A 14,460-nucleotide genomic window follows, 5' to 3' on the forward strand; every position below is an offset into this window, starting at 1 on the left:
AGCCTCCATTGCTGTAACGAGTTCAGGTACCTCAAAAGGATGATCTTTTGTCGGTCGATTCAGAATAGGTCAGTTATGCGATGGTTGCCGATTCATAGCCTGAAGGAGAGGCTGTCGTGAACACTTCCCGAAAACGTTGTCTCTACCGGCCCGATGAGAAAGACAGGTCCCACGCCATCCCATTGAACCGTTACAGTGCCGCCATCACATTCAACCTCAACGCAATGATCTAACAAACCACGACGAATGCCGTTAACAGCGGCGCCACAAGAGCAGGAGCCTGAGCCGAGTGGAATCCCGCCCCCGCGCTCCCAAATGCGCAATCGAATGTGCTTTCGATTAATGATCTGGACGAAATGCACATTCGTCTTGAGGGGGAATAGAGGGTTGGTTTCAATGGTCGGTCCGAGGGTTGCTATATCAACGGCGGTTAGATCATCGACGAAATAGGTGCAGTGCGGATTGCCCATACTGGTCGCGGCTGGGTCACCCGCCAGCGGTAAAACAGCCGTATCCAGTTCCAGCGCGAGGGGAATTTCCGACCAGCCGAAAAGCGGCTCCCCCATGTTGACGGAAATTGCGCCGCTTGAGGTTCGCTCACACGTGAGTAGGCCACGGTTGGTTCGCAGTGTTATCGACGTAGTATTTGATTCGCGCATCAGCATATCCGCGGCCCCCCGTGTTGCGCTGCCACACGCATCCAGGGTGGAACCATCGGCATTCCAGAACATCAGGCGCGCAACGGCATCATCACAATTGAGCACCACCGCGAGTTGATTGAACCCGATTCCTCGGTGCCGATCACCCATTCGCCGAGCCATGGTGCTTGTCATTGGATTGGCCGAATTTCGCGAGTCCACAATGACGAAGTCATCGCCATTGGCGTGCATTTTATGAAAACTCAGCGGCATAAAGGGATCCTGTCGACCAGGCATGGGAGGCCACCCAGCCCCAATCGCATAAAAATGGACCCGCCAGAATAGCGGGTCCGAAAGGAGGGATCAGAGTTTTGGCATCTGCCCGATGCGCCCGAACATTTCGGTCACGATCTGCAGGTCCAGCAGGAACTGGTCGACGGTCTTGAACTCGTTGTCGTTATGGCCGGTGTACTTGACCTCGGGCCTGGCCAGGCCGAACTGCACGCCATTGGGCAACTCATGGACCGAAGTAGCGCCGGCAGAGGTGCCGAACTTGTGTTCCATGCCGAGGTTTTCGCTGGCCACGGCCAGCAGGGCCTTGACCCATTCACCCTCCGGGTTGCGGTGCATCGGCTCGGCGATCGAGTAGTCAAAGGCCGCCGCAATGTGGGTCTTCTTGCTCCAGACGCCAAGCTTGTCGGCGATTTCGGTCTTGAGCACTTCCGGGGATTTGCCCTTGGGCACCCGCAGGTTGACCGCCAGCTTGAAGGTTTTTTCATCCATCCCGACGTAGGTCAGGGATGCGGTCAGCGGTCCCATGAAGTCATCGGAAAAGCCGACCCCCAATTTGCCACCCAGGTAGTCCAGTCCCCAGTTGTCGGCGGCGTAGCGGGCGGCGTCGGTCATGTGGTTGTGCTTGAGCGCGACCTTCCCGTCGAGGCTGTTGATGAAGTCCAGCATCCTTGCCACCGGGTTGACGCCTGATTCGGGTTCGGAGGAATGGGCGGAAACGCCGGTGACCGTCAGTTTGACGTCCTTGCCGACGACCTTGGCGCTCACCTCGAAGTTGCCGCCATTGCGCTTGGCATAATCGCTACCTGCTTTCTGCAGGCTGGCAGCCAATTCGGCGGGTTTGGCAGTCACCAGGGTGGCGACCGAAGTCGATGGAATCTGGTTGGTTGCCAAGCCGCCCGTCATTGCAGTGATTTCGGCGCCTTTGCCCTGTGCGGCGCGCCGAGGAAAACTGGCCATGACGGTGCCGTAGCCTTTCTCGGCAATCACCACCGGATAGCCGCCATCCAGTGCCAGGTTGTAGTTGGGCGTCGGGTTGTGTTCGAAGTAATAGGGGATGGCGTCGCCAGTGGTTTCTTCGGTGGTGTCTACCAGCAGCTTGAAATTCCTCGCCAGCGGCAGCTTCTCTTCCTTGATGATCTTCATGGCGTAGAGCGCCACCACGATACCGTTCTTGTCATCCTCGGTGCCGCGGCCATACAGGCGGTCACCGACCAGAGTGACCTTGAACGGATCGAGTCGGGTGCCGTCTTTCAGGACCCAGTTCTCCGGCGTTACGGGCACCACATCGGCATGCGCGTGAATGCCTACGACTTCGTCGCCATTGCCTGCGAGGGATATTTCATAGACGCGGTTGTCGATGTTTCGAAAATTCAGATTGAACGCTTGGGCGAGGCCCTTGAGCTTGTCGGCGATCTTGATGAATTCGGGATTGTCGTGCTGAGCAACGCCGTCCACGCGGAAGGTCGGGATTGCCACCAGCTCGCGCAGGGTCTCGGTGGCCGCGTTGCCGTATTTCACCCGTGCATAGAGGCCAAGCAGGCGATGGATCTCGTTCTGTTGTTCAGCGGTAAGCGGCTTGTTGCCCTGGAAGGCACTGATTGCCGGGCCGAGATCGCTGGTGTGGGCAAGGTCGCTCTTGGCCAGGCGTCCCAGGAATTGCCTGAAATCGGTGACCGATGTGTCACTGAAGGTCTTGAGGATGGTCGCGCTCTGTTGCGGGGTGATGTTGGCGTGCGCTGACGTGGTGAACGACGAAAGGCTGGCCAGCATCAGGGTTGTCGCGGCCAGGTGCTTGAGTGAAAAATCCATTGTTGGGGGCATTCCTTTGCAGGCAGGTTGTAAGAAATATCTGGTCGATGAGTCAGAAACTTTTCCAAACTAACACCACATGGGAGTGGTACGGGAGTCCCTGAAGTGGGATCTGTCGCACAAAAATGCAAAAGCGACGCAGAAACGAAAAAAACCGGGAAGGTTCCCTAGGCTGTTCATTCAAGAAAGTCTTGAGTCAGTAGAAACCCCTGTGGCGAGGGAGCTTGCTCCCGCTTGAGTGCGTAGCACTCACAAAAATCGGCGATTGTTGTCAGATTTTTGGGGCCGCTCCGCAGCCCAGCGCGAGCAAGCTCGCTCGCCACAAAAGTAGGGTTTTACCAACGCAACTCGAAGGTATTTTTCGCAACCGGCTGGATGCTGCCGCCCAAGCGTGCGCACTCGCGAGAAAGGGTGTCGTGCAGCCATTGACGGTCATCCCCTTCGGCGCGACAGATGCGAAAGCCACGCAGGTGAGTGGGGACCAGATCCAGCGACTGCAGGTGCCCGTTCGGGTCCAGCGAGGCAAAGTACAGAAGCCCCAGGTCGCCGCGAAAGGCTGTGTGGCCCTCGATGCCTTCATAATCGTTCAGCAGGTCGCCGCAGCCATAGAGAATCAGGCGTTCGCGGTACACCTCGATGCCCTTGATGTGGTGTGAGGAATGCCCGTGCACCAGGTCAACTCCGGCTTCGTCGATCAAGGCATGGGCGAACCGGACCTGCTCGCGCGGGATATCGAACCCCCAGTTGCCGCCCCAGTGAATGGAGGCGACCACCAGGTCCTGCGGTTTTTTGCTCTGGAGAATCCGTTCGGCCACAGGGCGCAGGCTGTGCATCGACAGATCCTCAAGGCGCGCAACGCCTGCGCGCCTGTCCGTGGCGGCCCAGTCCGGCGGTATGCCACTGTCTGGTGCGCCGAGGCCAAACACCAGCAAGCGCCGCCCGCCAGGCTGCGGCAGCACGGCGTGCGCTTCGGCCGATAGCCTGTCGTGCCCGGCGCCGGCGCTGCACATGCCGTTGCTCGACAAGGTATCCAGCGTATCGGCCAGGCCGGTTGCTCCCCAGTCCAGCACATGGTTGTTGGCCAGCACGCAGCAGTCGATGCCGGCGGCGCTGATGGCCGGGAAGTTCTCCGGGCTCATGCGGTAATTGATGCCTTTTGGCGCCGGTCGTCCGCGGCGCGACACCGCTGTTTCCAGATTGATGATGCGTGCGTGTGGCTGGCGATGTTCAAACTCATCCAATGCAGCGCCCCAGACATAGGTGAAATCGACGGGGAGGGGAATCGGGCCATTGAGTCTTTCTGCCAGTCGGACGTAAACGCCGGCACTCTTGACGTAGTCTTCGTAAAGCTGCGGATCGCCAGGATGCGGCAGTACTGCGTCGATGCCACGGGCGGTCATGACATCGCCGGCGAGAAACAGCTTCAGTGTATCGGTAACAGCCGCCATGGCACCCTCCAGCATCAAGAGTAAGCATCTGTTTTAAAACAAATATATTTTTGTGTTGGCCTTCCCAGACGAAGAGAAAGTTGATAAATTGCCGCCCGTTCTTGCAGCGGCCCTTACAGGGCTTGTCGCGCAAGGGCACTCGCTACAGATACAGGGGCGTCGCCAAGCGGTAAGGCAGCAGGTTTTGATCCTGCCATGCGTTGGTTCGAATCCAGCCGCCCCTGCCATTTTCCTGATACTCATCCAAGTATGACCCCGCCGGCAGGCAGTGCGGGAGTCCTGGAGAGTCGTCATACAGAAAACGCCAACGCCGATCCGGCCTGGCGTTTTTTTATGCCTGCAAATCCCTCTGAGTGACGCCTTTAACATTCAACCGTCTTGCGAGCGCAGCGAGCGCGGCGCCGTAGCGGCGCGCTCGCCAGTCACTCAGTGGGGCGCGCGAGGGATGGTCTTGAGCAGCTCTTCAGGGCTGATGTGGCCGACGACCTGCTGGGCCACGCTGCCCGGTTGCGGCAGGTCAAGGATGTGCCCCTTCATCTTGCCGATCACGTGCATCTCGCAAGGCTTGCAGTCGAACTTCAGCGTCAGCACCTCATCACCGTGCACCAGTTGCATCGGCGCGACTTTGGTACGCACACCGGTGACGCCCTTGGCCTGTTTGGGGCAGAGGTTGAAGGAGAAACGCAGGCAGTGCTTGGTGATCATCACTGGCACCTCGCCGGTCTCCTCGTGAGCCTCATAGGCCGCGTCGATCAGCTTGACGCCGTGGCGGTGATAGAAGTCGCGGGCTTTCTGGTTGTAGACGTTGGCCAGGAACGACAGGTGCGACTCCGGGTACACCGGTGGCGGCTCGGTCTCGGCTTTGCGACCACCACGAGGGTGGGCTTTGATGCGGGCCGCGGTCAGCGCTTCGATGACTTCGCGGCGCAAGGCCTTGAGCTGCGAGTTGGGAATGAAATACGCCTGCGGTGCATCCAGTTCGATCGCCGTGGCGTGGTACTGCGTGGTGCCCAGTTGGCCGAGCAGGTCGTGCAGCTGTTCCAGGGCCTGTTCCGGCTTGTTGGCCAGACCGAACGGACCTTCCAGGATGACACTGACGCTGACACCTTCCTCGCTAGTTGCCGTCAGCTCCAGGCGATCCTCACGCAGGCGAGCGACCCAGGCAACACCGATCCGGCGCTCGGCGGAGGTCTTGAGCAGGGCTTGGTGCCAGTTGTGGTCGAGGTTGCGGCTCAGCGGGTGATTCGGTCGCAGCTGATGCAGCCCCTTAGGCATCTCATTGGGCTCCACACGATAGCGGTAGCGCTTTTCCCCGTCCTCTTCGAACTCGCCCTTCGGCTCGGCGATGTTGGTACGCCAGCCCACGACTTCACGCTTGACCAGCACATTGAGGCCGTCGCCGTTGGACAGCGGTTCGTGGGTGACCACCAGCAGATCGCGCTTGCCGACTTTCTCCACCACGCCCACTGGCAGGCCGGTGAAGGTCGGTGTGTCGAAGGCGCCGATGTCGATCTTGCGGTCGCTGACGAAGTAGTCGGTGCTGCCACGGTGGAAGGTTTTGTCCGGATCGGGCACGAAGAAGTGCGCGGTGCGGCCGCTGGACGCGCGGGCCAGGTCCGGGCGGTCTTCGAGGACATCGTCCAGGCGCTGGCGATACCAGGCGGTGATGTTCTTCACATAGCCCATGTCTTTGTAGCGACCCTCGATCTTGAACGAGCGCACGCCGGCTTCCACCAGCGCGCGGATGTTGGCGCTCTGGTTGTTGTCCTTCATCGACAGCAAGTGTTTTTCGTAAGCGATGACACCGCCTTTTTCGTCCTTGAGGGTGTAGGGCAGGCGGCAAGCCTGGGAGCAGTCGCCTCGGTTGGCGCTGCGGCCGGTCTGCGCATGGGAAATATTGCACTGGCCGGAGAACGCCACGCACAGCGCGCCGTGGATGAAGAATTCGATCGCCGCATCGGTTTCGTCGGCGATGGCACGGATCTCCTGGAGGTTCAGCTCGCGGGCCAGTACCAATTGGGAGAAGCCAGCCTGGTCGAGGAACTTCGCCCGCGCCAGGGTGCGGATGTCGGTCTGGGTGCTGGCGTGCAGCTCGATCGGCGGAATGTCCAGTTCCATCACGCCCAGGTCCTGGACGATCAGCGCGTCGACGCCTGCGTCGTACAACTGGTGGATCAGCTTGCGGGCCGGCTCCAGCTCGTTGTCGTGCAGGATCGTGTTGATGGTGGTGAACACCCGGGCGTGGTAGCGACGGGCGAATTCCACCAATTGGGCGATATCGCTCACCTCGTTACAGGCGTTGTGGCGGGCGCCGAAACTCGGGCCCCCGATGTACACGGCGTCGGCGCCATGCAGAATGGCCTCGCGGGCGATGGCCACGTCGCGGGCGGGGCTGAGCAGTTCCAGGTGATGTTTGGGCAGGGACATATTTTTTAGTCTGGCTTGTCACGGTCAAGGTGCGCATTGTAGCGACGAAATGTTTGATCGGCACCCATAGGCCCCTCCGGCGACGAGCGGGGCGACCGGATGAAGCTGTGGTTAGCCTCTGCCAGGCATGTCGATGTCATGCTGATGCACCCGTCGATACAGCGTTGCCCGTGAGATGCCCAAGGCCTTGGCCGCGGCATTGGGTTTCCAGCGATGACGCACGAGGGCATCGATGAGTGCCTGGCGTTCCGGACTGGCGCAGCGTTCCACGGTGTCAGCTGAAGCCGGATCATTGAGTCGATGGCCGAGCAGTTGCTCAGGCAAGTCACTCAACAGAATCAAATGGGTCTCGCACACCGCACATGCGTAACGCAGCACATGCCGCAGTTCGCGCACATTTCCCGGCCAGCGATAGCCGAGCAGGCATTCCAGCGCGGCGCTTCCCAGCTGCACCGCTATCCCACAGGCCGACGATTCTTCTTCGAGTATCCGGTTGATCAAGGCCAGCCGATCGCTGCGCTCGCGCAACGGCGGTAACTGGAATCGCGCACCTCTGAGGCGAAAGTACAGGTCCTCGCGAAACGCCCCAGAGGTCACCAGCGATTCCAGATCGCGGTGGCTCGCGCAGACGACCTGAATGTCTATCGCTTTGCTGCGCGACGCTCCCAGGGGCGCCACTTCGCCCTCGGCTAAAACCCGCAACAGGCGGGTTTGCAGGGGCAGGGGCATGTCACCGATTTCATCGAGAAACAGAGTGCCGCCATCGGCCTGTTCCAGCAGCCCTTGCATGCCTTTGCTCGAGGCACCGGTGAAAGCGCCGGCCACATAACCAAACAGCTCACTTTCGATCAGGTTTTCGGGAATCGCTGCGCAGTTCACCGCGATAAAAGGTCGCTCACGGCGCAGGCTGGCCTGGTGCAGCTGGCGGGCGAAGACTTCCTTGCCAGAACCGGTTTCCCCCTGGATCAGCACCGGTAGATTGCGGTCTTTGACCCGCACCGCAAGGCGCAGGCTTTCTTCCAGTCGCGGGTCGAGTTCTGCGGGTGACAGCACCCGGCGCGCCGGGGTGCGTTTGACCCGCCGTGGCGCGCTGAGTCGTCCATGCAAGGCGTGGCGGCCACCCTGGCAGTGAAGCAGGCAAAGCGATTCGTCCCTGGCCCGATGCAATAACTGCTGATCGAACACTTGGTCGATGTGTTCCGGCAGTTGACCAAAGCTGTGCGACAGCCACTGCCGTGCCGCAGGGTTCAGCGCCTGTAGTCGTCCGTCATCGTCCCAGGCGAGCAGGTAATCGGGTTGGCTGTCGACATAGCCCGGGCTGTTGTGAGCCCGCAGCACCCAGTAGCCCTGGGCGCTGCTCATGAAAAACGCCTGTTCTATTTCCCGCGCGCTCTGCACCACCATCTGCCGGATCAGGTGTTGCGAACGGCGGTCATCCGCAGAGCGCACCGCGGACACATCAAGCACTCCGAGCAGTTCACCCCGAGGGTCAAAGACGGGAGCAGCAGAGCAGGTGAGCCCGATAAAAGCGGCGCGGAAGTGATCTCGCTTATGCACCGTGACCGGTGTTCGTGCGGTCAGCACCGCGGCCACGCCACAGGTGCCTTCCTCACCTTCTGACCAGCAGGTGCCCAGGTACAGGCCGGCTTTGCGGCAGTCATTTCGGATAGTGCTTTCCACGCGGTAGTCGATGGTCTGGCCCTGGGCATCGGTAAGCAATACGCAGTAATCGGCATCGCGCACGCGACCATGGAGGCGGGCGACTTCTTCGCTGGCGATGCGCAGGAACAGTTCGGAGCGTTCTTGACACTCCTGCAGCACGTTTTGCGAAAGGATGCGTGGCCCTTGTAATGAGCCGGGGTCCAGGTGGTGTTGCTCCATGGAGCGGCGCCAGGAGTCCAATATCAAGTCCGGCACAGGCAGTTGCGGCAGGTGCGCCGCGTTCTTCAAAACACGGCTGACGCAATCCACGTGCGCCTTCGAGTGGGCGGAAAGCATTTAAGGTCTCCGGTTCGATGTTCTTTTAGTTGTGCGGCCATTAAGCGCCGTTCAGGAACGCTCGACAAGCATCGGTTCACTCCCCGCGACGGTGAGACGCAACGTCTCAAGGTCTCACCACAAACCCGTGCTGGCTGACATGGGACGTCTCAATCGAGCGTGATCCCAACCCTCATGGGCTCAAGTCGGAGCCGCTCTGGAACAGGCATCCTGGCGCTTTTTTGCAAATCTGGCACCGGCCTTGCTCTAGTCCCTGAAACGTAGCCCCTGAAACGTAGCCCCTGCAACCTAGTCCCAGCAACCAGTGCGCTGCCAACCTGATAATAAAAAGAGGTGCCCTATGTCCTCCTGCCGAGGCCTTTTCCCTGTTCTACCTGTGGTGCTGGCATGAGTCGCTTGCCATTGACCGTCGGCATCATTGCCAACCCGGCGTCCGGCCGGGATGTACGGCGCCTGACGGCGAATGCCGGGTTGTTTTCCAGCACCGACAAGGTCTCGGTGATCCAGCGGCTGCTGGCAGCTTTTGGTGCCACCGGTGTCGAGCGGGTGCTGATGCCCACCGACATGACCGGCATCGCCGCTGCGGTGCTGAAGAACAGTCATGGCCGCCAGGCGCGTGACAGCCACTGGCCCACCCTGGAGTTCCTCGACCTCACCTTGCGCCAGAGCGTGGCGGACACCCGCCAGGCTGCGCGCTGGATGGCTGAACGCGGCGTGTCGCTGATCGCCGTACTCGGCGGTGACGGTACCCACAAAGCGGTGGCTGCAGAAGTCGGCGACATTCCACTGCTGACGCTGTCGACGGGGACCAACAATGCCTTCCCGGAACTGCGTGAGGCCACCAGTGCCGGGCTGGCCGGCGGGTTGTTCGCCAGCGGGCGGATTCCACCCGAAATCGCTTTGCGCCGCAATAAACGTCTGCTGGTGCGGATTGCGAACCGCGACCTGTGCGAAGTGGCCCTGGTGGACGTGGCGGTGTCCTCGCTGCCCTTTACCGGCGCCCGCGCCATCAGCCGTGGGATCGATCTGGCGGAGGTGTTTGTAACCTTCGCCGAACCTCAGTCCATTGGCCTTTCGGCGCTCTGTGGCTTGTGGTTTCCGGTATCGCGCCAAGCCCCCAATGGCGCCTGGATGCGCCTTGATCCGCACTCTTGCGAAGCGTTGCTGGTGCCACTGGCGCCCGGCCTGTTGCAAGGCTGCGGCGTACTCGCCGCCGCCAGCCTTGACCCCGGCGTTGCCCATCGTCTGTGCCTGACCAGCGGCACCCTGGCCCTGGATGGCGAGCGGGAAATCGAATTCAACGCCCATGACTTACCCACCGTTACCCTCGATGCCGGCGGTCCGCTGAGCATCGATGTCAATGCGGCGCTGGCCTATGCAGCGCGAGAGCGGCTGCTGGCCATCGGCCGTGAACATCCGCAACACCCTTTGAACCTTGAACCTTGCACCTTGAAACCTGAGCCTCAAGACACCCTGGAGAATAAAAATGTCGACACAGCTGACCGCTGATCAATTGCTGCATGCCTATCGGGTGATGCGCACCATCCGCGTTTTTGAAGAGCGCTTGCACGTGGAGTTCGCCACCGGCGAGATTCCCGGTTTTGTCCATCTTTATGCCGGCGAAGAGGCCTCGGCCGCCGGTGTCATGGCTCACCTGGGGGATGATGATTGCATCGCCTCCAATCATCGTGGCCACGGCCATTGCATCGCCAAGGGCGTTGATGTGTACGGGATGATGGCCGAGATCTACGGCAAGAAAACCGGGGTTTGTCAGGGCAAGGGCGGCTCCATGCACATTGCCGATTTCGAGAAGGGCATGCTCGGCGCCAATGGCATCGTCGGCGCCGGCGCACCGCTGGTTGTGGGCGCAGCTCTGGCCGCCCGACTCAAAGGTACCGACAGCGTCGCGGTGGTGTTCTTCGGCGACGGCGGCTCCAATGAAGGTGCGGTGTTCGAAGCAATGAACATGGCTTCGGTGTGGAACCTGCCGTGCCTGTTCGTTGCCGAGAACAATGGTTATGCCGAGGCCACGGCCTCCAACTGGTCTGTGGCGTGCGATCACATCGCCGACCGCGCGGCCGGCTTCGGCATGCCTGGGGTCACCGTCGACGGCTTCGATTTTTTCGCTGTTCACGAAGCCGCCGGTGCCGCCGTGGAACGGGCTCGAGCGGGTGAAGGACCGTCGCTGATCGAGGTCAAGCTCACCCGCTATTACGGTCACTTCGAGGGCGACGCCCAGACCTACCGGGCACCGGACGAGGTCAAGTATTTCCGCGAGCACAACGACTGCCTGATGCAGTTTCGCGAACGCACCACCCGGACCGGTTTGATTAATGCCAGCCAGTTGGACCAGATCGATAGCGAAGTGGACCTGCTGATCGAAAATGCCGTGCGCAAGGCCAAGTCCGACCCCAAGCCGAGTGCGGCCGACCTGCTGACCGACGTCTACGTTTCCTATCCCTGAACGCCCCCTATAACAAGAATCGAGACCTTCATCATGGCGAGAAAAATCAGTTATCAGCAGGCAATCAATGAAGCTCTGGCCCAGGAAATGCGCCGCGATCCCACCGTGTTCATCATGGGGGAAGACGTCGCTGGCGGCGCCGGTGCTCCCGGTGAAAACGACGCTTGGGGCGGGGTGCTGGGCGTGACCAAGGGCCTCTATCACCAATTCCCCGGACGCGTGCTGGACACGCCGCTGTCTGAGTTGGGTTATGTCGGTGCCGCGGTAGGCGCAGCGACCTGCGGCGTACGCCCGGTGTGTGAATTGATGTTTGTCGACTTTGCCGGTTGCTGCCTGGACCAGATCCTCAATCAGGCGGCCAAGTTTCGCTACATGTTCGGTGGCAAGGCCTCCACTCCGTTGGTAATTCGCACCATGGTCGGCGCGGGCCTGCGGGCAGCGGCCCAACACTCGCAAATGCTCACATCGCTGTGGACCCACATCCCCGGGCTGAAAGTCGTCTGCCCGTCGTCCCCTTATGACGCCAAGGGCCTGTTGATCCAGGCTATCCGCGATAACGACCCGGTGATCTTCTGTGAGCACAAACTGCTCTACAGCATGCAGGGTGAGGTACCGGAAGAGCTCTATACCATCCCGTTCGGAGAAGCCAACTTCCTGCGCGATGGCAAGGACGTGACGCTGGTCTCCTATGGGCGCACGGTGAATACGGCGATGGAGGCAGCCCGCAGCCTGGCCGCGCGAGGCATTGACTGCGAGGTCATCGACCTGCGCACCACCAGCCCGCTGGACGAAGACAGCATTCTCGAAAGCGTGGAAAAGACCGGGCGCCTGGTGGTGATCGACGAAGCCAACCCGCGCTGTTCCATGGCCACTGATATCTCGGCCCTGGTGGCGCAAAAAGCGTTCGCCTCGCTCAAGGCGCCCATCGAGATGGTGACTGCGCCGCACACACCAGTGCCATTCTCCGACGCCCTGGAAGACCTCTATATCCCTGATGCGGCGAAGATCGAAAACGCCGTGCTCAAGTTGATCGAGTGGAGCAAGCGCTCATGAGCCAGATTCATACCCTGACGATGCCCAAGTGGGGCTTGTCGATGACAGAAGGCCGGGTCGATGTCTGGCTCAAGGAGGAGGGCCAGGCGATCGCCAAGGGCGATGAAGTACTCGATGTGGAAACCGACAAAATTTCCAGCAGCGTCGAGACGCCATTTTCCGGTGTGTTGCGTCGGCAGATCGCGCGCCAGGATGAAACCCTTGCGGTCGGTGCGTTGCTCGGCATTGTGGTCGACGGCGAAGCCAGCGAGGCCGAAATCGATGCGGTGATCGAGCAGTTTCAGGCCGCGTTCGTGCCGGGTGACGGAGCCGAGGAAGACCGTGGGCCGAAGCCGCAGAAGGTCGAACTGGACGGGCGGCTGATCCGTTACTTCGAGCGAGGCGAAGGCGGGGTGCCTCTGGTGCTGGTGCACGGGTTTGGCGGTGATCTGAACAATTGGATGTTCAATCATGAAGCACTGGCTGCCGAGCAACGGGTGATTGCTCTGGATCTGCCGGGCCATGGCGAATCAACCAAACAGCTGGAGCACGGAAACCTGGATGAACTGAGCGGCGTGGTGCTGGCATTGCTCGATCACCTGGACATTCCCGCAGCGCATCTGGTGGGTCATTCCATGGGCGGTGCGGTATCGCTGAACACCGCACGTCTGGCTCCACAACGGGTACGTTCCCTGACCTTGATCGGCAGCGCCGGTCTGGGCGCGGAAATCAACGGCGATTACCTGCAAGGTTTTGTCGAGGCGGCCAGCCGCAATGCCCTCAAGCCACAGCTGATGCAACTGTTCTCCGACCCCGAACTGGTCAATCGGCAGATGCTCGAAGACATGCTCAAGTACAAGCGCCTGGAAGGGGTGGACGCGGCCCTGCGCCAGCTGGTTTCGGGATTGTTCAAAGAAGGACGGCAACAGTTCGATCTGCGCGGCGTGGTGCAAGAAAGCCGGCAGCCGGTGTTGCTGATCTGGGGCGGTGACGACGCGATCATTCCTGCGGCCCACAGTGTCGGCCTGACAGCCCGGATCGAAATCCTGCCGGGCCAGGCGCACATGGTGCAGATGGAAGCGGCCGAGCAGGTCAACCGGCTGATTCTGGACTTTGTGCAACAACACTGATGCTCCCATGGCGACCTTTTTGCGGGTCGCCCTGGCCAACGACTTCAAGGAGATTTCAACATGAGCCTTTCAATTGATCCGACCCGCCGCATGCGTGCCGCTGTCTGGCATGGCCGTCACGATATCCGTGTCGAAGACGTTCCGCTGCCCGTGTCGCCACCTGCGGGTTGGGTCCAGATTCGCGTGCAATGGTGCGGTATTTGCGGCTCCGACCTGCACGAATACGTGGCCGGGCCGGTGTTCATCCCGGTGGATGCGCCACACCCGCTGACCGGTATCAAGGGGCAGTGCATTCTCGGTCATGAGTTCTGTGGCGAAATCGTCGAACTTGGAGCCGGTGTTGAGGAGTTCAGTGTGGGCGAGCCGGTGGCAGCCGATGCCTGTCAGCACTGTGGCACCTGTTATTACTGCACCCATGGGTTGTACAACATTTGCGAGAACCTGGCCTTCACCGGGCTGATGAACAATGGTGCATTCGCCGAGTTGGTCAACGTGCCGGCCAATCTGCTGTACAAGTTGCCGGCCAACTTTCCCGCCGAGGCCGGGGCGCTGATCGAACCGCTGGCCGTGGGCATGCACGCGGTAAAAAAGGCCGGGAGTGTACTGGGGAAAAATGTAGTGGTGGTTGGCGCGGGAACCATCGGCCTGTGCACCATCATGTGTGCCAAGGCTGCTGGTGCGGCCCAGGTCATCGCCCTGGAAATGTCGGGAGCGCGCAAGGCCAAGGCTCTGGAGGTTGGGGCGAGCCATGTGCTGGACCCCAATGAATGTGACGCTCTGGCAGAGGTGCGGCGGCTGACCGGCGGACTTGGGGCGGATGTCAGCTTCGAATGCATCGGCAACAAACACACGGCCAAGCTCGCTATCGACCTCATCCGCAAGGCCGGCATGTGCGTGTTGGTGGGCATCTTCGAGGAACCCAGCGAGTTCAATTTCTTCGAGTTGGTCTCCACCGAAAAACAGGTGCTGGGTGCGCTCGCCTACAACGGCGAGTTCGCTGACGTGATTGCTTTTATCGCTGATGGCCGGCTGGACATCACACCCCTGGTAACCGGGCGCATTCAGCTGGAACAGATCGTCGGGCAGGGCTTTGAGGAATTGGTCAACAACAAGGAACACAACGTGAAAATCATCGTTTCACCCGCTAGAGTCTGAGGCCACCTGAGGCGTGCGGCCACGAAACATCCGTGTGAGGCCCACTCTGGACTACGCTTTGGAAT

10 protein-coding genes and 1 tRNA gene are annotated in these 14,460 nt (G+C 60.7%); 6 read left to right on the plus strand and 5 right to left on the minus strand.

What is annotated here, in order from left to right:
• Positions 1 to 92 precede the first annotated feature (92 nt).
• The 3 genes from dapF to AB7M26_RS19625 form a co-directional block, all read right to left on the minus strand.
• Positions 93 to 911 (minus strand): diaminopimelate epimerase, encoded by an 819-nt coding sequence (dapF, locus tag AB7M26_RS19615; protein WP_429385808.1) that lies wholly within the window; start codon positions 909 to 911, stop codon positions 93 to 95.
• 90 nt (positions 912 to 1,001) lie between these two features.
• Positions 1,002 to 2,741 carry a dipeptidase gene (locus AB7M26_RS19620; RefSeq protein WP_123494895.1) on the minus strand — a complete coding sequence of 580 codons (1,740 nt, stop codon included), beginning with the start codon at positions 2,739 to 2,741 and terminating at the stop codon, positions 1,002 to 1,004.
• Between the two features lie 335 nt (positions 2,742 to 3,076).
• A complete protein-coding gene (locus tag AB7M26_RS19625; protein ID WP_429385809.1) occupies positions 3,077 to 4,189 on the minus strand; it encodes a CapA family protein in 1,113 nt (370 codons plus the stop codon).
• 152 nt (positions 4,190 to 4,341) lie between these two features.
• Between AB7M26_RS19625 and AB7M26_RS19630 the strand changes: the two genes are divergently transcribed.
• A tRNA-Gln gene (locus AB7M26_RS19630) sits at positions 4,342 to 4,416 on the plus strand.
• A gap of 199 nt (positions 4,417 to 4,615) precedes the next feature.
• Here the strand turns inward: AB7M26_RS19630 and AB7M26_RS19635 are convergent.
• Together AB7M26_RS19635 and AB7M26_RS19640 are read right to left on the minus strand one after the other, a co-directional pair.
• Entirely contained in the window at positions 4,616 to 6,616 is a 2,001-nt protein-coding gene (locus AB7M26_RS19635) for a peptidase U32 family protein (RefSeq protein WP_429385811.1), read from the minus strand.
• A gap of 111 nt (positions 6,617 to 6,727) precedes the next feature.
• Positions 6,728 to 8,614: a sigma-54-dependent Fis family transcriptional regulator gene (locus AB7M26_RS19640; RefSeq protein ID WP_429385813.1), complete on the minus strand. Its 1,887-nt coding sequence runs from the start codon at positions 8,612 to 8,614 to the stop codon at positions 6,728 to 6,730.
• Positions 8,615 to 9,001: 387 nt separating this feature from the next.
• Between AB7M26_RS19640 and AB7M26_RS19645 the strand changes: the two genes are divergently transcribed.
• The 5 genes from AB7M26_RS19645 to AB7M26_RS19665 all read left to right on the plus strand — a co-directional run bounded on the left by AB7M26_RS19645 (position 9,002) and on the right by AB7M26_RS19665 (position 14,395).
• Complete coding sequence (locus AB7M26_RS19645) at positions 9,002 to 10,123, plus strand: ATP-NAD kinase family protein (protein WP_123494890.1); 1,122 nt, start codon at positions 9,002 to 9,004, stop codon at positions 10,121 to 10,123.
• Positions 10,101 to 11,078 carry a thiamine pyrophosphate-dependent dehydrogenase E1 component subunit alpha gene (locus tag AB7M26_RS19650; RefSeq protein WP_095631147.1) on the plus strand — a complete coding sequence of 326 codons (978 nt, stop codon included), beginning with the start codon at positions 10,101 to 10,103 and terminating at the stop codon, positions 11,076 to 11,078. The genes AB7M26_RS19645 and AB7M26_RS19650 overlap by 23 nt, the downstream gene beginning before the upstream one ends.
• A gap of 33 nt (positions 11,079 to 11,111) precedes the next feature.
• A complete protein-coding gene (locus tag AB7M26_RS19655) occupies positions 11,112 to 12,131 on the plus strand; it encodes an alpha-ketoacid dehydrogenase subunit beta (protein ID WP_123494889.1) in 1,020 nt (339 codons plus the stop codon).
• Entirely contained in the window at positions 12,128 to 13,240 is a 1,113-nt protein-coding gene (locus tag AB7M26_RS19660; protein WP_429385816.1) for an acetoin dehydrogenase dihydrolipoyllysine-residue acetyltransferase subunit, read from the plus strand. The genes AB7M26_RS19655 and AB7M26_RS19660 overlap by 4 nt, the downstream gene beginning before the upstream one ends.
• Positions 13,241 to 13,330: 90 nt before the next feature.
• The gene (locus AB7M26_RS19665) at positions 13,331 to 14,395 is read left to right on the plus strand and encodes a 2,3-butanediol dehydrogenase (protein WP_259698680.1); all 1,065 of its coding nucleotides are present in this window, start codon (positions 13,331 to 13,333) and stop codon (positions 14,393 to 14,395) included.
• Positions 14,396 to 14,460 lie beyond the last annotated feature (65 nt).

Source organism: Pseudomonas sp. F-14 TE3482 (assembly GCF_053629455.1).